24 protein-coding genes are annotated in these 22,994 nt (G+C 60.7%); 4 read left to right on the top strand and 20 right to left on the bottom strand.

The window, feature by feature from the left end; genetic code table 11:
• Window positions 1-405: 405 nt before the first annotated feature.
• Window positions 406-2,292, top strand: a complete 1,887-nt coding sequence (locus ACNAZA_RS19920) for an ATP-binding cassette domain-containing protein (protein WP_415798243.1) — start codon at window positions 406-408, stop codon at window positions 2,290-2,292.
• A gap of 125 nt (window positions 2,293-2,417) precedes the next feature.
• Here ACNAZA_RS19920 and ACNAZA_RS19915 read toward each other — a convergent pair whose 3' ends face one another.
• The 7 genes from ACNAZA_RS19915 to ACNAZA_RS19885 form a co-directional block, all read right to left on the bottom strand.
• Window positions 2,418-3,527, bottom strand: a complete 1,110-nt coding sequence (locus tag ACNAZA_RS19915; protein ID WP_415798242.1) for a protein-glutamate methylesterase/protein-glutamine glutaminase — start codon at window positions 3,525-3,527, stop codon at window positions 2,418-2,420.
• 16 nt (window positions 3,528-3,543) lie between these two features.
• Window positions 3,544-4,317, bottom strand: a complete 774-nt coding sequence (gene cheD, locus ACNAZA_RS19910; protein ID WP_415798241.1) for a chemoreceptor glutamine deamidase CheD — start codon at window positions 4,315-4,317, stop codon at window positions 3,544-3,546.
• Window positions 4,304-5,212, bottom strand: coding sequence for a CheR family methyltransferase (locus tag ACNAZA_RS19905; protein ID WP_415798240.1), 909 nt, complete (start codon window positions 5,210-5,212; stop codon window positions 4,304-4,306). Before ACNAZA_RS19905 ends, cheD begins: the two co-directional genes overlap by 14 nt.
• Before the next feature lie 28 nt (window positions 5,213-5,240).
• Window positions 5,241-5,729 (bottom strand): chemotaxis protein CheW, encoded by a 489-nt coding sequence (locus ACNAZA_RS19900; protein ID WP_120966144.1) that lies wholly within the window; start codon window positions 5,727-5,729, stop codon window positions 5,241-5,243.
• Between the two features lie 93 nt (window positions 5,730-5,822).
• A complete protein-coding gene (locus ACNAZA_RS19895) occupies window positions 5,823-8,033 on the bottom strand; it encodes a chemotaxis protein CheW (RefSeq protein ID WP_415798239.1) in 2,211 nt (736 codons plus the stop codon).
• Window positions 8,034-8,075: 42 nt separating this feature from the next.
• Complete coding sequence (locus ACNAZA_RS19890; RefSeq protein ID WP_120970625.1) at window positions 8,076-8,438, bottom strand: response regulator; 363 nt, start codon at window positions 8,436-8,438, stop codon at window positions 8,076-8,078.
• 51 nt (window positions 8,439-8,489) lie between these two features.
• On the bottom strand, window positions 8,490-8,936 hold the full coding sequence (locus ACNAZA_RS19885; protein WP_415798248.1) for a hypothetical protein: 447 nt from the start codon (window positions 8,934-8,936) through the stop codon (window positions 8,490-8,492).
• Between the two features lie 111 nt (window positions 8,937-9,047).
• On the opposite strand from ACNAZA_RS19885, the gene ACNAZA_RS19880 reads away from it, so the two are divergent.
• Both ACNAZA_RS19880 and ACNAZA_RS19875 read left to right on the top strand, forming a co-directional pair.
• Window positions 9,048-10,181 (top strand): hybrid sensor histidine kinase/response regulator, encoded by a 1,134-nt coding sequence (locus ACNAZA_RS19880; protein WP_415798238.1) that lies wholly within the window; start codon window positions 9,048-9,050, stop codon window positions 10,179-10,181.
• A 68-nt stretch (window positions 10,182-10,249) separates the two neighbouring features.
• Window positions 10,250-10,879 carry a response regulator gene (locus ACNAZA_RS19875; protein WP_415798237.1) on the top strand — a complete coding sequence of 210 codons (630 nt, stop codon included), beginning with the start codon at window positions 10,250-10,252 and terminating at the stop codon, window positions 10,877-10,879.
• Window positions 10,880-10,973: 94 nt separating this feature from the next.
• On the opposite strand, the gene fliR is transcribed toward ACNAZA_RS19875, so the two are convergent.
• The 13 genes from fliR to fliF all read right to left on the bottom strand — a co-directional run bounded on the left by fliR (window position 10,974) and on the right by fliF (window position 22,306).
• Window positions 10,974-11,744 (bottom strand): flagellar biosynthetic protein FliR, encoded by a 771-nt coding sequence (gene fliR / locus ACNAZA_RS19870; protein WP_120970623.1) that lies wholly within the window; start codon window positions 11,742-11,744, stop codon window positions 10,974-10,976.
• Between the two features lie 7 nt (window positions 11,745-11,751).
• A complete protein-coding gene (gene fliQ / locus ACNAZA_RS19865; RefSeq protein ID WP_120966139.1) occupies window positions 11,752-12,021 on the bottom strand; it encodes a flagellar biosynthesis protein FliQ in 270 nt (89 codons plus the stop codon).
• Between the two features lie 149 nt (window positions 12,022-12,170).
• On the bottom strand, window positions 12,171-12,935 hold the full coding sequence (fliP, locus tag ACNAZA_RS19860; protein ID WP_415798236.1) for a flagellar type III secretion system pore protein FliP: 765 nt from the start codon (window positions 12,933-12,935) through the stop codon (window positions 12,171-12,173).
• Complete coding sequence (locus tag ACNAZA_RS19855; RefSeq protein ID WP_415798247.1) at window positions 12,928-13,305, bottom strand: flagellar biosynthetic protein FliO; 378 nt, start codon at window positions 13,303-13,305, stop codon at window positions 12,928-12,930. The genes fliP and ACNAZA_RS19855 overlap by 8 nt, the downstream gene beginning before the upstream one ends.
• Before the next feature lie 25 nt (window positions 13,306-13,330).
• The gene (fliN, locus tag ACNAZA_RS19850; protein ID WP_120966135.1) at window positions 13,331-13,759 is read right to left on the bottom strand and encodes a flagellar motor switch protein FliN; all 429 of its coding nucleotides are present in this window, start codon (window positions 13,757-13,759) and stop codon (window positions 13,331-13,333) included.
• Window positions 13,749-14,753 (bottom strand): flagellar motor switch protein FliM, encoded by a 1,005-nt coding sequence (gene fliM, locus ACNAZA_RS19845; protein WP_120966134.1) that lies wholly within the window; start codon window positions 14,751-14,753, stop codon window positions 13,749-13,751. Before fliM ends, fliN begins: the two co-directional genes overlap by 11 nt.
• Window positions 14,754-14,768: 15 nt before the next feature.
• On the bottom strand, window positions 14,769-15,317 hold the full coding sequence (locus ACNAZA_RS19840) for a flagellar basal body-associated FliL family protein (RefSeq protein WP_415798235.1): 549 nt from the start codon (window positions 15,315-15,317) through the stop codon (window positions 14,769-14,771).
• A gap of 168 nt (window positions 15,318-15,485) precedes the next feature.
• Window positions 15,486-16,823 carry a flagellar hook-length control protein FliK gene (locus ACNAZA_RS19835; protein ID WP_415798234.1) on the bottom strand — a complete coding sequence of 446 codons (1,338 nt, stop codon included), beginning with the start codon at window positions 16,821-16,823 and terminating at the stop codon, window positions 15,486-15,488.
• On the bottom strand, window positions 16,820-17,290 hold the full coding sequence (gene fliJ / locus ACNAZA_RS19830; RefSeq protein ID WP_415798233.1) for a flagellar export protein FliJ: 471 nt from the start codon (window positions 17,288-17,290) through the stop codon (window positions 16,820-16,822). The genes ACNAZA_RS19835 and fliJ overlap by 4 nt, the downstream gene beginning before the upstream one ends.
• A gap of 27 nt (window positions 17,291-17,317) precedes the next feature.
• Window positions 17,318-18,685, bottom strand: coding sequence for a flagellar protein export ATPase FliI (fliI, locus tag ACNAZA_RS19825; protein ID WP_415798246.1), 1,368 nt, complete (start codon window positions 18,683-18,685; stop codon window positions 17,318-17,320).
• Between the two features lie 74 nt (window positions 18,686-18,759).
• Window positions 18,760-19,566, bottom strand: coding sequence for a FliH/SctL family protein (locus ACNAZA_RS19820; RefSeq protein WP_415798232.1), 807 nt, complete (start codon window positions 19,564-19,566; stop codon window positions 18,760-18,762).
• Entirely contained in the window at window positions 19,559-20,554 is a 996-nt protein-coding gene (gene fliG, locus ACNAZA_RS19815; RefSeq protein WP_415798231.1) for a flagellar motor switch protein FliG, read from the bottom strand. The genes ACNAZA_RS19820 and fliG overlap by 8 nt, the downstream gene beginning before the upstream one ends.
• A gap of 39 nt (window positions 20,555-20,593) precedes the next feature.
• The gene (gene fliF / locus ACNAZA_RS19810; RefSeq protein ID WP_415798230.1) at window positions 20,594-22,306 is read right to left on the bottom strand and encodes a flagellar basal-body MS-ring/collar protein FliF; all 1,713 of its coding nucleotides are present in this window, start codon (window positions 22,304-22,306) and stop codon (window positions 20,594-20,596) included.
• A 171-nt stretch (window positions 22,307-22,477) separates the two neighbouring features.
• On the opposite strand from fliF, the gene fliE reads away from it, so the two are divergent.
• Window positions 22,478-22,792 (top strand): flagellar hook-basal body complex protein FliE, encoded by a 315-nt coding sequence (gene fliE / locus ACNAZA_RS19805; protein WP_415798229.1) that lies wholly within the window; start codon window positions 22,478-22,480, stop codon window positions 22,790-22,792.
• Window positions 22,793-22,994: the final 202 nt, after the last annotated feature.

The following is a 22,994-nucleotide window of genomic DNA, read 5'->3' as shown; positions in this document are numbered from 1 at the left end:
TTGATTTAGTTCTAAAGAACTTGGCTGCTTGCCATCAAACGCCCACGCTTATCGGCTGTATCTTGTTAAGGATCCGAGAACAAAAACCAATCTAAACCGGCTTTCATTTCTTTGCTTGCTGCAATCAGCGAAGCCTTTGATTTTAGCACAACTCTCAACCTTATCCGCAAGAACTTCCGAAAAACTTGGGAAGCAGTTGTTTGCTGCGATGGGTTGAACTATAGCATAGGTTAAACCCTAGACCCGAAAGCTTTGACACAAAAGCTTCATCGGAAGCCAAGGTCTTTTCGATCTTTCAAGGACAACCGGAGATGGAACGGATGGCCCTTGCGGGCCATCCGTTCCATGGGGCCAAGTGCACTGTCATATAGAGAAGCTGCAGAGCCCGTCGATAATGCACTCACGATGGCACTGATTACTTTGTTGGACGCCCAATTGGCGTTCGGGCACGTGGCCCTGCTGGACCACGCTACTTTCTCCCTGGAAACCGGCGAGCGCGTCGGTCTGATCGGCCGCAACGGCGCTGGCAAGTCTTCGCTGCTCAAAATTTTGGGCGGCCTGGCAAAAGCCGACGACGGTCAACTCCAGGTTCAAAACGGGGTTCGCATTACCTATGTGGCCCAGGAACCGGAGCTCAATCCGGAGCACACGATCTTCGAATCCGCATCCGACGGTCTGGCTGCAGTGATTGCAGTCCGTGAGCGCTACCTGGCCGGCGGCGAGGGCGAAGATCTGGATGTGCTGCAGACCCAGATCGAGGCTTATGACGCCTGGAACTGGGAGCAGCGCGTAGAAGAAACACTGCAGCGCCTGCATCTGGACCCCAATGCTTTGGTGGGCAGCCTGTCTGGCGGCACCCGCAAGCGCGTGGCACTGGCTCAAGCACTGGTGGCCCGCCCTGATGTGCTGCTGCTGGACGAACCCACCAACCACCTGGATCTGGACTCTATTGAGTGGCTGGAAGATTTGCTGATTGCTTTCAAGGGAAGCGTCATCACCATCACCCACGACCGCAGCTTTCTGGACCGCATTGCCACCCGCATTGTGGAACTGGATCGAGGCAACCTGCTCTCCTACCCTGGCAACTTTGCCCAGTACGTGCTGCAGAAGGAAGAGCAACTCGCTCAAGAGGCGGTCATCAACGCCAAGGCCGACAAGCTGCTGGCCCAGGAAGAAATCTGGATCCGCAAAGGCGTGGAAGCCCGCCGCACCCGCAGCCAGAGCCGCATTACCCGCCTACAAGAAATGCGCGCCAACCGTTCCGCGCGCCGTGATGTGCAGGGCAGCGTGAACATGGATATTGCATCTGGCAAGGGCGACAGCTACCAGGGCAAGATCGTGGCCGAACTGACCGACGTCAGCAAGACCTACGGCGCAAAGAAGATTGTTGAAAAATTCAGCGGCACCATTTTGCGTGGTGACAAGGTCGGTCTGCTCGGCCCCAACGGCGCCGGCAAGACAACGCTGTTGAAGATGATTCTGGGCGAGTTGGCACCGGACAGCGGCACTGTGCGCCAGGGTGGCAATATGCAAGTGGCCTACTTTGACCAGATGCGCCATCAGGTCGATCTGGATGCGACGCTGGAGGACTTCATCAGCCCCGGCAGCGAGTGGATCGAGATCGGCAATCAGAAAAAGCACGTCAAGAGCTATCTGGCTGACTTCCTGTTCTCCCCCGCCCGTGCGCACTCGCCTGTGCGCTCTCTGTCGGGTGGTGAGCGCAACCGCTTGCTGCTGGCCCGTCTGTTTGCCCGCCCCGCCAATGTACTGGTGCTGGACGAGCCGACCAACGACCTCGACATCGAGACACTGGACATGCTGGAAGACCTGCTGCAAAGCTATGACGGCACCGTCTTCCTGGTCAGCCACGACCGCACCTTCCTAGACAACGTGGTCACCAGCACCATTGCCTGGGAAGGCCCGGGTCACTGGCGTGAATACGAGGGCGGCGTGACGGACTGGATGGAGCAATCTCGCCGCAGCAAGGCCATCGCCGCAGCGACGCAGCCCAAGATCGCCCCCAAGGAAGAAGCCAAGCCCGTGGCGCCCCCCACAGAGAGTGTGACCAGCCCCAAGAAAAAGCTCAGCTATAAAGAGCAGCGTGAACTGGAAACCCTGCCTGCGCAGATTGCAGCGCTGGAGACCGAGCAAAAGCAGATTCAGGCCACACTAGCCGATGGCACGCTGTTTTCCTCCGATAACGCCAAGGCCGTCGCCATGCATCAGCGGGATGCGCAGATTGACGAAGAGCTGATGGCCGCGCTGGAGCGCTGGAGCGCTCTATCCGAGTGAGGCAGAGTCTCTAGCGCAAGCTATCAAACAAATGAGCGCCTGGCGCTTGTCATATATAGGGTGTGAATCGAAAAAGATCGGCTCTCTATATAGAGCAAGCGCCAGGCGCTCATTTTTTACGAGTATCAGATACGGTGATGCACCTGATCTGCGCCACTCCTGAGCTTGGTCAGCAGGGTCGGGGCAATTTGCTGCAACGGCAGCACCTCATCGGCAGCGCCATGGGCAATGGCTTCGCGCGGCATGCCAAAGACAATGCAACTGGCTTCATCCTGCACCAGGTTATAACTGCCCGCATCCTTCATCTCGCGCATGGCGGCAGCGCCATCAGCCCCCATACCGGTGAGCATGATGCCAAAGGCATTGCGCCCGGCGCAGGAGGCCACCGATTTGAACAGCACCTCCACCGAGGGCTTGTGGCGATTCACTGGCGGCGCGTCATCGACCACGGCCACATAGTTAGCGCCGCTGCGCGCTATCGAAAAGTGCTTGCCGCCGGGCGCAATATAGGCATGACCGGGCAAGATGCGCTCGCCCTGCACCGCTTCCTTGACCGTGATCAGACACAAGCTGTTCAGCCGCGCCGCAAAGCTGGTGGTAAAACCCGGCGGCATGTGCTGAGTAATCACAATGCCCGGGCAGTCGGCGGGCAGATGGGTCAGCACTTCCTTGATGGCTTCCGTACCTCCAGTCGACGCACCCACGGCAATGATCTTCTCGGTAGAGACACGTCCCAGCAGGCTGGAAGCCAGTGCCGATTTTTCCACTACGGCGCTCGCTCCAGCCATGGCCGGCCCGACCGCTGCGCGGGCAGCCGGCAAACGGCGCACATGGGCCACGGCAGCCACACGGATTTTTTCCACAATCTGGCTGGCCAGCTCCTGCAGGCCGTTGGCCACTCCCACACGGGGCTTGGCGACAAAATCGATGGCCCCCAGCTCCAGTGCCCGCAGAGTGACTTCGGCTCCGCGCTCGGTCAGCGTGGAGATCATCAGCACCGGCATGGGACGCAAGCGCATGAGACGGCCCAGGAAGTCAATGCCATCCATATGGGGCATTTCTACATCCAGCGTAATCACGTCAGGGTTGAGGTCGCGAATCATCTCGCGCGCAATCAGCGGATCATTGGCCGAGCCAATGCACTCCATATCGGTTTGACGGTTGATGATCTCGGCCAGCAAACTGCGCACCAGCGCAGAGTCGTCCACCACAATCACCCGGATTTTTCTGCTCATTCCCTCTTGAACCTTTTCAAAACAGATCGACCGATCCACCCGCCGTATTGCGGGCCATCACAGCGGCGCTACCCCGTGTTCGCTCCTGCAGGACCAGCTCTTCCGGATGTGCATGGGCCAGTCGTTTGACCATGGCCTTGCCTGTGGTCGGAAAGAACACCACTTTGCGCGGATAGATGTCCAGCACGTCCCGGGAGACGATGGGGATACGTTCCATCTGCAAATACTCGGTCACAAAAGCCGTATTGCGCTCCCCCACATTCATGCTGGCGAAGTTGTGCATGACCTGGCCTCCACCAAAAATCTTGGCCTGCAGGGATTCACGTCGCGCGCCCAGCTTGAGCATTTCATTGATCAGCAACTCCATGGCATAGGAACCATAACGCCCCGATACATCGGCCGAATCGCCTTCTGGCAGCATGAAATGGTTCATGCCTCCAATGCGCATGACTCTGTCCCACAGGCAGGCTGCAATGCAAGAGCCGAGCACAGTGACGATGGCCATATCCTCACGCGAGACAAAATACTCGCCTGGCAGGACTTTGGCCGTGTTGTACTGGAAATGCGGATCGAAGTAGAAAAACGAAGCTTCGCCCGGGCGACGCGGCCGGCGTTTAAGCTGCTCCAGCGAGGAGACCGGAGATGAGCCGTCAGCCACGCCACTATCCACCGACGACTGCTTCAGCGTGCGCACATTACCCCCGCCCCGTTCTGCAGCGCCAGCCCCTTGCACAGGGACCGCTACCCGCCACTGGGCCGAAGGATCGGGAGGCAAGCTATTGCCGCTCATAAACCGTCTTGCCCTTGAGAGCAAACAAGTCCCGCGAATCGCTGAAATTTTCAGCATGCCCCACAAACAGCAAGCCGCCGGGCTTCATCACCCGATGAATGCGCTCCAGCACCCGACGCTGGGTCGGCGCATCAAAGTAAATCATGACATTGCGGCAAAAGACCACATCGAAGGGCTCCTTGAAAGGCCACTCCCCAGCTATCAGGTTGACGTTGAGAAAATCCACCATACGGCGCAACTCAGGCTTGATACGCACCATACCCGCATTGCCGGACTTGCCGCGCAGAAAGAAGCGGTGCAGCTGCTCCGTACCCACGCCCTTCAGGCCCTCTTCCTTGTACACCCCGCGCGAGGCGGTATCCAGCACACGTGAATCAATGTCACTGGCCAGCAGATGAAAGCTGCCACGCCCACCCAGACTTTCGGCCGCCGTCATCAAGATCGAGTAGGGTTCCTCACCGGTAGAGGCCGCGCTACACCACACATTCCACGCCGTACCTGCCGGTTTGCTGTGCAGGTGCTGGGCCAGTATCTCGAAATGGTGCTGTTCGCGGAAAAACGACGTCAGGTTGGTGGTCAGCGCGTTGACGAATTCCTGCCATTCCGGTCCATCGTTCATGGACTCCAGCCAGTCCAGGTAGGCGGAAAAGCTCTCATACCCCGTCTCGCGCAAGCGCCGCGAGAGCCGGCTGTAGACCATGGCGTGCTTGCCGTCATGCAGGCTGATGCCTGCACGCTTGTAGATCAGCGCCTGCACCCTCGCAAAATCGCGGTTGGACCAGACGAACTCGCGCCCCTGCGCCGCCGGGCCAAAGCTGGTGCCCAGCGAAGCGTCTTCGTCATCAAACAGCGGTGAGGCTGCCGACGCAGGTAAGGAGCGATCAATGGTCAGCAAGGGATTCCTTTGTCAGTGCGTGCCGGGTTCAGGCTGCAGCCGCCACCAGGCCCATGTCCACATTGCCCATGAGCTTCTCTATGTCCAGCAGGATAAGCATGCGCTCTCCCACGGAGCCGAGACCCAGAATACAGCCGCTGTCAATCGCACTTTCGATGTCGGGTGCAGGTCGAATGGCTTCGGCAGACAGCTCCATCACATCGCTGACCGAATCCACCACAATGCCCACCACGCGATTGCGCAGGTTCAGGATGATGACCACGGTGAAGTTGTTGTACACCACTTCGGAGCAATGGAACTTCAGGCGCATGTCCACGATAGGCACGATGGTGCCGCGCAGATTGACCACGCCTTTGATGAACTCGGGGGCATTGGCAATGCGGGTGGGCTGCTCGTAGCCGCGAATTTCCTGCACCTTGAGGATGTCGATGCCGTACTCCTCCTGACCCAGGCGGAAGGTCAGATACTCGCGCGCACCACCGGACATGCCGTCTGCAGTCTTGTTGGTAACACTCATGGTCAACTCCTTGGCGTCTGCACACCTTGCGGCTGTGCTCTATGGGATTGGCCGACAGCGGTCTTGAGCACCGTCAGTCCTTGATTCATCAATTCAATGTCTGGCACGGCGCACCATCGAGCCCGTGTCCAGAATCAGCGCCACCGAGCCATCGCCCAAAATGGTGGCGCCCGAGACATTGGGCACCTTGCGGTAATTGGTCTCCAGATTCTTGACCACCACCTGATGTTGCCCCAGCAGCTCGTCGACCAGCAAGGCCACACGGCTGCCGTCGGATTCGACCACCACCATGATGGTGCTGGTCTGGCTGGCATCCTCGCGCGGAACCTGGAACATGCGCTCCAACGCGATCACCGGCATGTACTCGTCACGGACCTTCACCAGCTGCGTACCGTTGGCCACGGTATTCACATCCTGGCTCTTGACCAGGAAGGACTCCACCACCGAGGACAACGGCAGGATGTAGACCTCTTCGCCCACGCCTACCGACATGCCATCCATGATGGCCAGTGTCAACGGCAGGCGCACCGATACCTTCATACCCCGCCCGGCCACGGATTCGATCTCCACCGATCCACCCAGCGATGTGATGTTGCGCTTGACCACATCCATGCCCACACCGCGGCCGGAGACATCGGTTACCACGTCGGCCGTCGAAAAGCCGGGAGCAAAAATCAGCTGCCAGACTTCGCTGTCGGGCATGTTGTCCGAAACATCCATGCCGCGTTCACGCGCCTTGCTCAGAATTTTCTCTCGGTTCATGCCGCGCCCGTCATCGCGCACCTCAATCACGATGGATCCACCCTGATGGGAAGCCGCCAACGTCAAGGTGCCGCTTTCGGACTTTCCTGCAGCCAGCCTGTCCTCGGGCATTTCAATACCGTGATCCACGCTGTTGCGCACCAGATGGGTGAGAGGGTCGGTGATCTTTTCCACCAAACCCTTGTCCAGCTCTGTGGCCTCACCCAAGGTGATGAGGTCAATTTTCTTGCCCAGCTTGCCCGCCAGATCGCGCAACATGCGCGGAAAGCGGCTGAACACGGTGGACATGGGAATCATGCGGATCGACATCACCGACTCCTGCAAGTCGCGCGTGTTGCGATCCAGATCGGCCAGCCCTGCCAGTAGCTGTTGATAAGTGGATGTATCCAGCCCCTGGCTATTCTGAGCCAGCATGGCCTGGGTAATGACCAACTCTCCCACCAGGTTGATCAGCTGATCGACTTTTTTGATGTCCACACGGATGCTGGTGGACTCCATGGTCTGCGCCGTTTTGACCACGGCCTTGGGTGAGACGGTCTGCATTGTCTCCACAGAAGCAGTCGCCTCCGGCAGATTGCCTACAGGGACACCCGGTGCACCCGCGAAAAAGCCATAGGCATCCTCGGCAGACAAATGAATAAGCGCCTGGAATTCGCCATCCCCAGCAATGGGCTGCACCACCTCTTGCGTTGCTGGCGGCTCCAAGGATTCGGCCGGCTCCTCGGCCACCGCCGAAATATGCACCTGCTCCTTGGCTACGTGAAAGGCAAACAGATCGCACAACTCGTCATCCGCCGACAAGGTCCTGACCAGAAACAGGCGGCTATCGCTCTGGGGTGATGGAAGGTCTTCGATGGTGCCCAGCCCCGGAATATCGCGAAACAGCTCCTTGATGGCATCCGCCATCTCCAGGCGCGCCAAAGGCCCGATCCGTATATGCAGCACCCGCGCACTTTCCGGCTGCTCGGTACCGATTGCCGTACCTGCATTCGCCAGGGCTGGTACCTCCGGTTCTGGCACAAGCACCGGCGCAGTCGCAAACACAGGTTCAGCAACTACCGCAACCGGGGCGGGTGGCGAAGCGGGGCTGCCCCGGTCCACGGTAGGCATCACCGTCAGACCCTGGGCCAGGGCTTCAATGCGCATCACCAACTCAGCCGTCGATACGGCCTCGCCTTCGTCACCAGCCTGGTGGCGAGCCAGCAGGCTGCGACTGGCGTCTGCGGACTCCAGCAGCACATCCACCATCTCGGGGATGGGTGTGATCTCGTGGCGACGCAGACGATCCAGCAAGGACTCCATACGATGAGTCAGCGCGGTCACATCCGAGAAACCGAAGGTAGCCGCACCGCCCTTGATGGAGTGCGCGCAGCGGAAGATCCCATTGAGTTCTTCGTCATTGGCCGCTGTCAGATCCAGGCCGACAAGCATTTTCTCCATCTGATCGAGATTCTCGCTAGCCTCTTCAAAGAAAATTTGATAGAACTGGCTCAGGTCAAAGTCCGCGCCAGAGCCTGCGCCATCTTGGTGTAGATCAGCCATGTGTTTCCTGCTATTTTTTCGGGTGTCTCCGTAACTATCGGCTTAACGGAGCACTTTCTGAATGACTTCGATCAAACGACTGGGGTCAAACGGTTTGACCAGCCAGCCCGTGGCACCGGCAGCGCGCCCCGCCTGCTTCATCAGATCACTGGATTCCGTGGTCAAGATCAAAATCGGTGTGTCCTGAAACTTGGGGTCTTCGCGCAGCTTGCGCGTCAGGCCGATACCGTCCAGGCGCGGCATGTTCTGATCTGCCAGCACCAGGTCGATATTCTCCAACTGCGCTTTTGCCAATGCGTCCACGCCATCCACGGCCTCGACCACCTTGAAACCAGCGCTGGTCAATGTGAAAGCGACCATCTTTCGCATCGAAGGGGAATCATCAACGGCCAGAATCGATCGCATGTACAGCTCCAACAGACGGGCAATAGGAAAAGATGTGGTTCATAAATACAGTCAAAACAGCTCCACAGAGCCTGCGTCCATCTCACTTTGAGTCACGGGATTGGGCTTGCCCGGCATAGGTTGCAAGCTGGCATCCACAACCACATTCTGACCATCCCCCGTGGTGCTTGCAGCAAAACGGAATGCACAGGCCTGAAGCGTACTGGCAATATGCGCTATCAATTGCGAGGACATGTCATGAAATTGCAGCTCGATAACCGCCTGGCGCAGAGCTTCGCGAGCGGCATCCGCCTGCGACGACCCAGCCAAATCGGGATGCGACAATTGTGCGTTCGCCTCTTCAAACCGCTCCAGCAGATTGTGCGAGGCATGGTCAAGCAAGCCCTCCAGACGCTGCAGGTCGCGCAAAGCGACCGACAAAGCGTCTTGCAGCTCCGCGGCCACCATGACAGGCGTGGGTCCCGCAGGCTCACCCGAAGGGTTTTGGAATGTCTGCATCCTTGCTCCAACAGCGAACAGCCCTATAGCTGTGCCATGCTTCACGCATGAACACATTCGTGATCGTTAGCAGAGAGCTCACGCAACCCGGCTTGACGAATTTTGACCTCTATGTTCCAAAATGTATCCAATGATAGCGCCCTTGGCTATGCGCAATTGCAGGAACAGCCCTTGAACATCCTGCATATTGAAGACTCTGTCGCCGATCAGGCCTTGGCGCGGCTGCATCTGCAACGCGGTCTACCGGCTTGCACCGTGACGCCAGTCGATACCCTGCAGGATGCAGGCCAGGCACTGAGCACGCAAAATTTCGATCTGGTTCTGGCTGACTACCATCTGCCGGGCTTTACGGCCATCGATGTCTGGGATCTGGTTCGCGCCCTGCCCGCGCCACCGCCTTTTGTACTGCTTTCCGGAGCGATTGGCGAGTCGGCAGCCGTGGACATCATGCGCCTGGGCATCAGCGACTATCTGCTCAAGGACCAGATCAGCAGTCTGCCCCATGTCATCAAACGTGCCTTGGAAGTGCACGAGGCCAGGCGCGCTCGCCACCGCGCCATGCAGGAGCTGGCCGCGTCGGAAAAGCGCCTGGCCGAGCTGACCGAGCACCTGCACACCTCGATAGAGCAGGAACGCGCCAGCATCTCGCGCGAGATTCATGATGACATCGGCGGCTCACTCACCGCCGTCAAGTTCGATCTGGCCTGGCTGCTGCGCAATACACCGCAAGGCCCCATGCAATCCCATGCACGTTCGGCACTGGAGATGCTCGAGCATGCTCTGGGGGCCAGCCAGCGCATCATGCAAAACCTGCGCCCTCCGGTGTTGGATCAGGGCTTGGTGGCCGCGGTGCAATGGCTGGCCAGCGATTTTGAGCGCCGCAGCGGCGTGCCTGTGCGGCTGCGCCTCAGCCGCGAGCATATGGATATCGCTCCCGCCTTGCAGCTGGTGGCCTACCGCACGGCACAAGAAGCTTTGACCAATATCAGCAAATACGCCCAAGCCAGCCGTGTGGATATAGAACTGTCCGATCAGGAAGGTTTTCTGACCCTGGAAGTCACGGACAATGGCGTCGGACTTTCGGCAGGTGCTCGCGAAAAACCCCAATCCTTTGGCCTACGCGGCTTGAGTGAGCGCGCACGTACCGTCCATGGCTGGCTCGACATCAGCAGCCAGGCGGGCTGCGGTACCTCCATCATTATTTCCATCCCATTGGATGCCAGCGCCACGTCTGTGCAGGCATGACCTACCATTGGGCACCGATCCGCTGCTGCCTTGCAAGCCTCAGTTTTTGACTTTTCAGGAGACCCAACTTGATCCACGTGGTGTTATGCGATGACCATGCGGTACTGCGCCGGGGCATTCGCGATACGCTGGCCGAAGCCACGGACATCACCGTCACCGGCGAAGCGGCCAGCTACGCCGAGCTGCGCGAACAACTACGGACTGCGACCTGTGACGTGCTGCTGCTCGACATCAACATGCCCGGCCGCAGCGGCCTGGAAGTGCTGACCAGCGTGCGCGAGACCAATCCGCACATTCGCGTCATCATGGTCTCCATGTATCCCGAGGATCAGTACGCGCTGCGCAGCATCAAGGCCGGCGCTCAAGGCTATGCCAACAAGGCGGGCGACCCGGTGCTGCTGATCGAAGCCGTACGCACCGTATTCAGCGGCCGCAAATACCTGACCGCCGAAGTGGCGCAGATGCTGGCCGAAAGCCTGGCCCAGCCCGCCACTCCTGTACCGCATGAAAGCCTGTCCGAGCGCGAAATGCAGACCCTGCTCAAGATTGCAAACGGTCAGCGCCTGACCGACATTGCCCAAGAGCTGATGCTCAGCCCCAAGACCGTCAGCGTCTACCGGGCCCGCGTGCTGGAAAAACTCTCCATGAGCAGCAATGCCGAGCTGACGGCCTATGCCATTCACAACCAATTGATATAAAAGCGCAGCTGCTTGTGCATGACTGAATTGGATTTCAGGCCTATTCAGATCTAAACAAGTCTGTAGCCTTGCGCTTGCAGCTATCTTTTTTATATCAGCTGCCCACACCAAAGATGGCAATGCCTTTTTGCAGCAAGGCCACCATGGGCTGCTCCAGCAAAGGCAGAGTGGCGACCAGCCCCAGCAAGCCCACGGTCAGCGTGACGGGAAAGCCCACGGCATAGATATTCATCTGCGGCGCTACGCGCGAGATGATGCCCAGCACCAGATTGACGAAAAGCAGCATGGCAATCATGGGCAGGGCAATCCAGAAAGCGCTGGCAAACACGGCGCTACCCATCTCATGCAGGCGCATCTGGGCAATGGCCTGCAGAAAGTTGCCATCCACCGGAAAAGCTTCAAAACTCTTGAGCACCGCCATCAGCACCAGCAGGTGGCCGTTGATCACAATGAACAGCAGCGTGGCGATCTGCACCATGAAGCGCGCCACAGCGCTGAGCTGGGCATTGCTGGTGGGATCGAAGAAGGAGGCAAAGTTCAAGCCCATCTGCAGGCCAATCACCTCACCGGCCACTTCCACGGCGGCCATCACCAGGCGCACGGCAAAACCCACGGACAGCCCGATCACCACCTGCTGCACCACCGTGCCCAATGCCTGGGCCGAATTGATGGAAATCACCGGCTGCACGCCCAACACGGGCTGGGCGCAGATGGCGACCAGCAGCGCCAGCCCCACCTTGAGCCGCAAGGGGATGGCACGCTGCGAAAACACGGGCGCCACCGAAAACAGTGCCAGCACGCGCACAAACGGCCACAGCACCGGCGAGAGCCAGGCCACCAACTGGGCTTCACTGATCGATATCACCCGCGATTCACCCAATCGAGCCGGGAATGCTCTCGATGGTGCGGCGAATGAAATCCACCAGCGTGGAGAGCATCCACGGCCCGGCCACGGCAAACACCAGCACGGCAGCCAGCAGCTTGGGCACAAAAGCCAGCGTGGCTTCATGCACCTGGGTCACGGCCTGAAACACGCTGACCACCAGGCCCACGGCCATGACCACGCCCAGCACAGGCATGGAGATCATGAGCAGCAGGGTCAGCGCCTCGCGGCCAAAGGTCAGAACAAATTGAGAGGTCATGGGTTCCTCTTTCTCTCTACATCGCTTGCAGCGTCAGATCTGCTTGAAATAGACACTGCACATCAAAGAGGCAGCCAGCAAGGGCCGCCCCGCAGCAAAGGCTGCCGTCGCCCTTGAGGGGGAAGGCGCGAAGCGATTCAGGTGGAGCTTCATGTCGCAAAACTTGCGGCCAGCGAGCCGATGATGAGATTCCAGCCGTCGGCCAGCACAAACAGCATGAGCTTGAACGGCAGCGCCACCAGCACCGGCGAGAGCATCATCATGCCCAGCGACATGAGGATGGAGGACACCACCATGTCGATCACCAGAAACGGGATGAAGATCATGAAGCCGATCTGGAAAGCCGTTTTGAGCTCGCTGGTCACAAAGGCCGGCACCAGCACGCGCAGCGGTGCGGTCTCCGCCGTCACGGCTTCATCGAGCTTGGCCAGACGCTTGAACAGCGCGAAATCCGACTGACGCGTCTGCTTGAGCATGAAGGAGCGCATGGGCGCCTCGGCCCTGTCCACCGCCTGCTCAAAGCTGATGCTGTTGCTGGTGTAAGGCACATAAGCATCCTGATAGACCTTGTCCAGCGTGGGCCCCATCACAAACAGCGTGAGAAACAACGACAGGCCGATCACCACCTGATTGGGCGGAGCAGACTGTGTGCCCAGCGCCTGACGCAGCAGACTGAGCACGATGACGATGCGGGTAAAGCCCGTCATCAACAGCAAAATGGCCGGCAGAAACGACAGTGCCGTAAAAAACAGCAAGGTCTGAATGGGCACGGAATAGCTGGCACCACCAGCCCCCTGCCCTACCAGCAACGGCAAGCTGGCGGGAGCCCCCTGGGCGGTAGCCAGCAAAGGCGCGCCCCACAATGGCAGGCAGACAAGGGCTGCAACCGTACGGCGAGATACGAACTTAGACATGTCCCTGATCCTGCGATGCCTGGCGCTGAGCCTGGGCCATGACATCGGCAAACTGCGATGCCTCGCTTTTGATAGCTGCCGGCGTATATTCCTTGCGCTCTGCAAGCACATGCAGGCATTGAATCTGCTGCGTCGTCACGCCCAACACCAGGCGCACGGCTTCATCGCCCTCGCCTACTTGCACCGTCACCACGCGCTGCTGCTGGCCTATGGACAGCGATCCCAGAGTCTGCAACGGCAGCGGGGCCGCGCCACGCGCCATACCCATGCCGCGGGGCAGCAAATTCTTTTGCTGCAGCCGGCGCACCAGCCAGGGCAAAGCTGCCATGGCGGCGACAAACAGCGCCACCAGCACCAGCGTGGGCCACATGGAGGGCGCAGCCGCCGCCGTGCTGTCAACCACGGCTGACCCGGCGCAAACGTTCGGACGGCGTCACCACATCCGTCAAGCGGATACCGAACTTGTCGTTGACAACCACCACCTCGCCCTGGGCAATCAGATAGCCGTTGACCAGCACGTCCATGGGCTCGCCGGCCAGCGCATCCAGCTCCACCACCGAGCCCTGGGCCAGCTGCAAAATGTATTTGATAGGCACCTTGGTACGGCCCAGCTCAACCGAGAGCTGCACCGGAATGTCCAGCACCATGTTGATATCGTGCACCGGCACATCGGCGCCACCATAGGGGCGCTGTGCTTCGCCGGAGAGCGGTCCCCCCTGTTCGGAAACGTCTGCGCCGTCGTGGGCGCGCTGCTCTTCCAGCGCTTCGGCCCAGCCCGAGAAGGGATCGTCGCCCGCGCTCTTGTTGCTGTCGTCAATTGCCATTTTTCTCTCCCGTCCAGCCGGAATCACCGCCGCGCAGGCAATGCTCCACGCGGATTGCATATTTGTCGTTGTGCGTGCCGTACTGGCACTCGAAAATCGGAACCCCGCCAATCGAGGCCCGGATCAGCGGCTCGCGATCCAGCTCGATGAAGTCGCCGGGGCGCATGGCCAGCAGCTGCTCCACCGTGGCATCGGCCCGGGCCAGCTCGGCCACCAGGGTCACATCGGCCGACTGGATTTCCCGCGTCAGCACCTTGACCCAGCGCCTGTCCACCTCGATGGCATCGCCCTGGGTGGACGAATACAGCACGTCGCGGATGGGCTCCAGCGTGGCGTAGGGCATGCAGATGTGGATCGAGCCTGAGATATCACCGATCTCCAGCTGAAAAGCCGTGGAGACCACGATTTCGCTGGGCGTGGCGATATTGGCGAACTGGGGCTGCATTTCCGAGCGCTGATAGGCCAGCTCCAGCGGATAGATGCCGTGCCAGGCTTTTTTGTATTCCTCGCAGATCACGTTGACCAGGCGGTTGATGACGCGCTGCTCGGTGTGCGAGAAATCACGCCCCTCGATACGGGTTTGCAGGCGACCCGTACCGCCGTACAAGGTGTCGATGACGCCAAAGACCAGCGAGGGCTCGCAAACCACCAGGCCGCTGCCGCGCAGAGGGCGAATGGCCGCGATATTGAAATTGGTGGGCACGGCCAGCTCGCGCAGGAAAGCGCTGTAACGCTGCACCGAGACCGTACCGACCGAAACCTCGGGGCTGCGGCGAATAAAGTTGAACAGGCCAATGCGGAAGTTACGCGCAAAGCGTTCATTGACGATTTCCATGGTCGGCATGCGACCGCGGACAATGCGTTCCTGGCTAGAAATGTCGTAGTTGCGGATCAGGCCGATATCGACCTCGGCCACCTCGGACTTCTGACTTTCGCCTGTGACGCCCTCTAAAAGGGCATCCACTTCTTCCTGGGAGAGAAATGAGTCACTCATGCTTGGGCTCCAGGATCATTGAATAATGAAGCTGGAGAACAGCACGCGGCGCACGGGATTCTTGCCGGCCTTGCTGGGACGCTCCTCGTCATCATCGTCCTGCGAACGCTTTTTGGGGCGAGCGTTATAGCCCAGCGGCGCAGCCACTTCGGCCAGCACATCGGCAGCCAGCTTTTCCTTGCCTTCGCGCGTGAGCAGCTCATCGGAGCTGCGCTGGGACACCAGCATCAGAATGCCGTTGCGGATACTGGGCAAATATTGTTTGACGGTGCCGGCCGTCTTTTCGTCCGCCAGCTCCAACGTGATGCCCAGCTGCACAAAGCGATCGCCGCCGGGGTCGGCCAGATTGGCCACCATATTGTCGAGCGGCAAGAACGTTGGCACCGTGGCTTCGACTTTGACCTCATCCTCGCCATCCGCGCTGCTGTGCTGGCGCTGCACCATCCAGATGTAAGCGGCAGCGGCCACGATGAGCAGCAACGCGACGATGCCGATGATCAGGATCAACTTTTTGCTCTTGGCCGGAGCAGGGGCTGCGGGAGCGGCATTGGGATTGGCTGACACGGCGGATATTCCTTACTAAAGAAAGACCACGACCGGCATTCGCTGCACCATGCACGGGAGGTCCACGCCTGAATTATTGGACACGTACCGCCAGAGGCATTGCCCGAATAAAAGCGCTAAACCCCGCCTTCTCCCTGGCTCGGATGAGCCTGCAGCATTCAAACCGCGTTAGACGAATACATCCACACCCGCGCTTTTGGGTCTGGCAGCCACGGGGGCGCCCCCCACATCGGTCGTCAGCTGCACACGCGCCTGCTTGGCGGTGCTGCGCCCCTCGTCACGCTGACTATTGCCCTGGGAATCGGCCTTGCCGCTGCCCACGCTGACCCCGACCAGTTGCAGGCCCTGGGCCTGCAGCAGCTCACGCAACTGGGACTGGCCGTCGGCCAGCAGTTGGCGCGCCTGTTCATCGTTCGCAGCAAAGCGCACATGGGCCTCCTGTCCGTTCAGTTGCACCTGCACCTGAATCGGCTTGCCTTCGTGCTCTATGGACAGGGCAGCATGGTGATTTTTCTGATGTGCCCAGAAAGCCACCTGTTCGGATATTTCCTGCTCGCGCTCCGCCGGTGCGGCCTGGCCGTCTTCCGTCTGGGCAAAAGCCGAAGCATCCTGTCCGCCGGCTTGGGCTCCCGCCTGCATGCCGGCCTGTAACGTCCCAGCAGCCATGGCGGCGGCCAGCGCATCGTGGCCGCCTTGCGCTGCTGGCCGATCACCGCTGCCTGCCAGATCTTCAGCCCCCTTGCCGCGCTGCATGGCCGCCAGCAAGCTTTCCTTGAGTCCTGCCAGCTCCTGCGGCTGCACCGCCGTCATACCTTGCAAGCCTAGGCTGCCACCGTGCTGCGCCATGGACTGCGCGGTATGACGGACCTCGGTCGTCTGTTGCGCAGCACTTTGCAAAGTATCTGCGGTCAGCACAGCCTGATTTTTGCTCCCGGACGCGTCAGCCGCTGTATCCGCCAGATTGGCAGCAGAAACATCAACATTAATAGCAGCTTGCGCATTCGGATATTGGGTTTGAGGCACGTTCTGCTTTGAATCCACCGCCATAAATGCCGCATGAGCCGCGGCATTGGCTCCGCTCGCCTTCGGCTCCAGGCTTTGTCGCTGGGCCAGCAGGCCCGCATGACCCCGGCCCGAAAGAAAGTCCGTGGCCACACCTTGGCGCAAGTCGGTATCGGCCTGACTATCCTGCGCGGCGGTCTGCCCCACCAGGCTCATCCAGGGTGCATGCACCTGGCCGGCCAGCATCAACGCCTCGGCAGACGGCACAGACGGCAAATCCTCGTCGGCCGCGACGGACCTGAGTGGCGCAAGGTTGGCAGCCAAGCCAAGGCTGGCACCGCCTGGCTCGGCCGGTGCCAGAGAAAAGCCGGCAGCCCCGGCGCCCTGAGCCGCCAGCACCGAGGAAAAGCCTCCTGCCACACCTTGCTCTGTGCTCGCGCCCGCGCTGCGGGAAGTCGCCATGGTCTGCTGGGCCAGCCGGGGTTCAATACGGGTATCGCTCATGGTGCCGCCTCCTGCATCTGCAAGCCCAGGCTGCGCCGGAAGAACTGCAGGGCGGCGCGTTCATCGGTCTCTTTTTGCTCGCGACGCATCTGGACCAGGGCCATGTCGCGCTTGCGCACATCCACCACCTTGTTGAGGCTGCTCACCCGCAGCTCGGCAGCCAGCAAGGCCTGCTGCGCGGCTTCGAGTCGAATCCGCACATCGACCAGCACCGAGGTCTGCAGGCTGATGGCATGTTGCAGCCGATCCATGAACTGGTAGTGGTGATGCATGACTTCGGGCTGCACGGCCAGGCCGTCCTGCGCGCCCCAGCGGGTCTGCATTTCCTGCATATAGGCCTGCAACTGGTCCATCTGGACCTGTGCCGCCTGCTGGGCACTCTGGCGCTCCTGCAAACCCGTGCGGGCGGCGTCGCGTTTGCGCACGGCGGCATCAATGGCCACCATCAAAGCGTTCACGGATGACATGTTGCAACTCCCTGGTTGTTATTCGATTTACGCGGCCTGCACGGCCTGGGCCATGCCTGCCACGCTGTGCTCCATGTCGGAGCTTTCAAACATGCTTTGCTGCAGAAAAGCCGTCATCGCAGGCTGCAGGCGAATGGACTCGTCCATCTGCGGGTCGGAACCGGCCAGATAGGCACCAACCTGAACCAGATCGCGGCCTTTTTGGTAGCGCGAATACACGGCACGAAAGCGGCGCGCCAGCTCGAAATGCTCACGTGTGACCACGTTGTGCATGACACGCGAGGCCGACTGCTCGATATCGATGGCGGGGTAATGTCCGGTTTCGGCCAGCGCCCGCGACAGCACCACGTGGCCGTCCAAGATGGCACGGGCGGCGTCGGCAATCGGGTCCTGCTGGTCATCGCCTTCGGACAGCACGGTGTAGAAAGCCGTGATCGACCCCACGCCGTTCAAGCCGTTGCCGCTGCGCTCTACCAGGGCAGGCAGCTTGGCAAAGCACGATGGCGGATAGCCCTTGGTGGCCGGCGGCTCGCCAATGGCCAGGGCGATCTCGCGCTGGGCCATGGCGTAACGGGTCAGCGAATCCATGAGCAGCAGCACATGCTTGCCCTTGTCCCGAAAATGCTCGGCAATGGCTGTGGCGTAGCTGGCGCCCTGCATGCGCAGCAGCGGCGGCGCGTCGGCCGGCGCGGCCACCACCACGGCGCGGCTGCGATCCTGGGCGCCCAGAATGTCTTCCACAAATTCCTTGACCTCGCGGCCACGCTCGCCTATCAGGCCCACCACGATCACATCGGCCTGGGTGTAGCGGGCCATCATTCCCAGCAGCACGGATTTCCCCACCCCCGAGCCGGCAAACAGGCCCAGACGCTGACCCCTGCCCACCGTGAGCAAGGCGTTCAAGGCCTTGACGCCGGTATCCAGCGGTTCGCGGACGGGGTCGCGCTCCATGGCATTGATGGGGCTGCGGTCCAGCTCCTGCGCCAGCACATCGCTCAAGGCACCGCCATGATCCAGAGGCGTGCCTTGCGAATCCACCACGCGGCCCAGCAGGCCATCGCCCATGGGCAGGCGCAGAACGCCGACGGAGCGGGAGACCCTTACTTCCGGCCCTGCGCCAAATGGCGGCAGCGGCACCGAAGGCACGACCGGCGTGACCATGGCTCCACTGGACAGGCCTTGAATATCGCCGGCCGGCATGAGGTAGGCACGCTCGCCGGAAAAGCCCACCACTTCGGCCAACACCGGCTCCTGCCCGGGCTGGCGGATATGACATTGCGCGCCCACGGGCACGCGCAGGCCGCTGGCTTCGAGCACCAGACCGGTGAGGCGGGTCAGACGGCCTTGACATTCCAGCGCCACGGGCTGCGCATAGCGCGCCTGGGCATTGGCCATGAATTGCAGCCAGGGGTTTTCCGCGCTGTGGTCCGAGTCTTGGTCCGAGGTATTGCTTGGCGCAGTCTCTTGCATCACGGCGCTCCGTCATACCAGGTGGAGACCAGACCCAGGGCCGCCACGGCACGACGCCAGCGCTTGTCCAGACCTGCATCGATTTCAGCGCCGCCGGATTCCACTTTCACATCACCGGCCGCCACCGAGGCATCACTGAGCCATTGAATCTTGCTGTGCTCTCCATGCTCGGAGCGCAAAGCCCCGTCCAGCACGGCAAAGTCTGCCGGGTTCAGGCGCACCGTGGCCAGACGACTTTCGGCGGCCAGCATGTCCAGCGCCTCGCGTACCACGGGCAGCAGGGCCAGGGGCTGACTGCGCAGCTCCTGGCGCACCACCTGACGCGCAATTTCACAAGCCAGGTCCAGCAGTTCGCTGGCCACACCGGTCTGCATTTGCTTGAAGCCGGCATCCAGGCCCTGCAGCACGGCATCCACGCGCTGAACATTGTCGCGGCCCACGCCAGCCACATAGTCGTCCAGGCGACGCTGCCATTCCTGCGTGGTCTGCGCCTTGCCCTGGGCCAGCCCCTGAGCCAGACCTTCGGCACGGGCCTGCTCCAGCATCTGCTGCAACTGCTCCTGCGCCAAGGCCGGCTCGGCTGGCGCAGGCGCTTGCGGCTCCGGCATCTCCACCACCTCGGCAGACAGCTGCTTTGCAGGCATGAAGGCGGCCGCGCTAAAGCTCTGAAACTGCGCGGCCGTGACGGGTGCCAAGCCGCCGGCATGGGCATCAACGGCATCAAAACGCCAGGGTGTCACGGCCTTGTCGTCAATTTCTTCCTGCGGGATAAAGCGCGAATGACTGCGGTTCACAGGATTAGACATAGCTGTCTTCCGGGCCGGAGCCTATGGTGATCTGGCCTTCCTCGACCAGACGGCGCACGATCTTGAGGATTTCCTTTTGCTGGGCTTCGACTTCGGACAAGCGCATGGGGCCGCGCGACTCCAGATCCTCGCGCAGCGACTCGGAAGCACGCATGGACATATTGGCCAGGACCTTGTCGCGCACCTCCATGGAGCCGCCCTTGAGCGCCACGATCAGCGTCTCCATAACCACCTCACGCAGCACCATCTGTATCGAGCGGTCGTCGAGCTTGACCAGATCATCGAAGACAAACATGCGGTCCATGATCTTCTGGGCCAGCTCGGGGTCGTAGTTGCGAATGGAATCAAGCACGGCCACATCCGAATTGCCACCCAGCTGGTTCAGCATTTCGGCCGCCGTCTTCACCCCGCCCAGCGAGGTCTTGCGCACCTTGTCGCCGCCGGCCAGCACCTGGAAGAGCACTTCATTGAGGTCCTTGAGCGCGGCGGGCTGAATACCTTCCAGCGTTGCCACGCGCAGCATGACTTCGCTGCGAAAACGCTCGGGCAGCTGCATGAGCACGGCAGCCGCCTGCTCGTACTCCAGGTGCACCAAAATGGCAGCCACGATCTGCGGGTGCTCGCCGCGCAGCAGTTCGGCTACCGACAGCGGATCCATCCATTTGAGGCTTTCAATGCCCGAGATATCGCCACCTTGCAAGATGCGGTCAATCAAAAGCGCGGCCTTGTCATCGCCCAGGGCACGCTTGAGCACCGAGCGCACATAGTCGCTGGCATCGTCCACCAGCAGGCTTTGTGCGGCGGCATCGCTGGCAAAGCGCTCGATCACGAAATCGACTTTTTCACGCGTCACGCCACGCATGCGGGCAATGGTCTCGCCCAGCTTTTGCACTTCCTTGGGGCTCAGGTGCTTGAATACCTCGGCCGCCTCTTCCTCACCGAGGGAGACCAGCAAAATGGCAGCGTCGTTCAGGCCTCGGTCATCCATATTCGCACTCTCTATTCAGTTATCCACAGGGATCAAGGCTCAGGCGCTCTCGCCGTTAATCCAGGTCTTGACGATATTGGCCACCGCAATCGGGTTTTGCTTGGCCAACAGGCGTGCCTGCTCCATGCGGGCCCCCTCCTTGCTCGCTGACGGGTCCGCCGCAGGAGCCGGCAGAGCGGGACGCTCCACCAATTCGCCTTCAATCGCATCAATGCGCAGACCAGCCTGCTCGCCCCCTCGACCCTTGAGCAACGGACGCACCAGGCCCAACAGCACCAGTGCACCAAACAAGGCCAGTGCAATCGGCACGCCCAGGTCCTTGGCCATGGCCTGCATTTCCGGGTCTTTCCACAACGGCAGCTCCACGGGTGCGGCCACCACATCCACAAAAGGCGCGCTGACCAGATTCACCGAGTCACCGCGATCTGTACTAAAGCCCACGGTTTGCTTCACCAAGGTCAGAAGCTGCTCCTGCTGCTGCGCGCTCAAGGCACGTAGGCCGCTGGTAGCGGCTGCCGCAGTGGCGGCGGTGGCTGCATCGGTACCGGCCGGCACGGCCAGGGGAGCGTTGACCACCACGGCTGCCGTCAGGCGCTTGATGGCTCCCGAGCTGCCGCCACGGGTGACGCGCACGGTTTTATCCACCTCGTAGTTGGTAATGGATTCGCGCTTGCCGTTGCCTTGCCCACGGCTTTGGCCTTGCTGGCCATCGGCGGCCTGCGGCGCCGGGTTGGCCCCGTTGATGGGGGCCGTGGAATTGGGTGGCGGCTGGTTGCTGGCAGCACCGGGAACGCCGGTAGGCATGGGCGGCTTGGCATCGTTGAGGCTCTCCACCACTTGCTGGCTGCGAATGGCTCCACCATCGGCCGCCTGATTGGGGCGATGCTGCTCGGAAGTCTGCTCGGTCTGGCTGAAGTCCATCTCTGCCGAGACCTGGGCCTTCACATTGTTCTTACCCACCACGGGCTCCAGAATTTCCAGAATGCGACGCACATACTGCTGCTCGATCTGCTGCGTGTAATTGAGCTGCTGCATGTCGAGGCTGTTGCCGCTGCTGTCGGGCGACTGCGACAGCAGCTTGCCCGAGTCATCAAGGACGCTGACCGCTTCAGGCTGCATTTCGGGCACGCTGGATGCCACGAGATGCACGATGCCCGCCAACTGGGTGCGATCCAGCACACGGCCCGGGTGCAGACTTAACAACACCGAAGCCGAAGGCTTTTGCTGCTCGCGAAAGAAACCGTTCTGATTGGGCAGCGCCAGGTGCACGCGTGCGCTTTGCACCGCGCTCAAGGCCAGAATGGAGCGCGTCAGCTCGCCTTCCAAACCGCGCTGAAAATTCAGCCGCTCCTGAAACTGGGTGATGCCAAACTTGCTGTTCTCCATCAGTTCAAAGCCCGTCACCGACCCCTTGGGCAGGCCCTGGGTGGCCAGCTTCAGGCGCACATCGTGCACCCGGTCGGCCGGAATCATGATGGCGCCACCGCCTTCGCTGTACTGGTAGGGCACGTTCAGCTGGCTGAGTTGGGCCACGATGGCACCGCCATCCTTGTCGCTCAGATTGGAGAACAGCAGCTTGTAATCAGGCTGGCGGTAAAACACGGCAGCAGCTACCAGACCAACCGCTACCAGGGCCGCCAGCGCACCCCATCGCAGACGCTGAGCACGGTCCAGCGCATTCCAGCGCTGCATGACGGCAGGGCGGGCAACAGGTGCGGCGACAGGGTTGGGTACTTCAGCAACAGCAGACATTTGAGTTCCATGTGTCAGACCCCACACGAGGTCTAGCGTCCTGTGGATTATTCGGACTGCCGGCTTTCACATTCCCCCGATAAGCGCGCCAAACCCCCCACTTATCGCCCGTCTGCCGCGCTCTCAAAAACCTAGGATCACGCCATCTCACCAACTCCTGTTGGAATCTATATGGACTTGCGAATTCCCAGCCTCACCTCCCCCGTCAGCGGCAGCCCGCTCACCAAAGGCCTTGCCACCACCGGCAGCCCTGCCGTGGCAGCCGGCGGATTCAGTCAGGCCCTGCAGGGCGCACTGAAGGAAGTCAGCAGCGCCCAGAACCATTCCGGCCAGCTGCAACGCGAAGTGCAGCTGGAGAACCCGGCCGTCAGCCTGGAGCAGACCATGTTGGCCATGCAGAAATCACAGATCGGCTTTCAGGCCACGCTGCATGTGCGCAACCGCCTGGTACAGGCCTATACCGATGTAATGAATATGCAGGTGTGAGCGAAGCTCACACCAACGCTTTTACCCTCCAAGGCTTGCCCGCAGGTTGTGATGACATGCGGGCTTTTTGCTTTCCCGTATCCACGCAACGCTCATTGATTCGATAGCTGCAAGCGCTTGCCGGCAAATCACTTAAGACCGATTTCATTCAGAATCCTTGAGCACCAACAAGAAAGCCCTGCCGCATTGCTGCGACAGGGCT

Source organism: Comamonas aquatilis (assembly GCF_965139575.1).
GTDB lineage: Bacteria > Pseudomonadota > Gammaproteobacteria > Burkholderiales > Burkholderiaceae_C > Comamonas > Comamonas aquatilis.
Note: the sequence above shows the minus strand (reverse complement) of the source record. Positions and strands in the feature narration are given on the sequence as shown.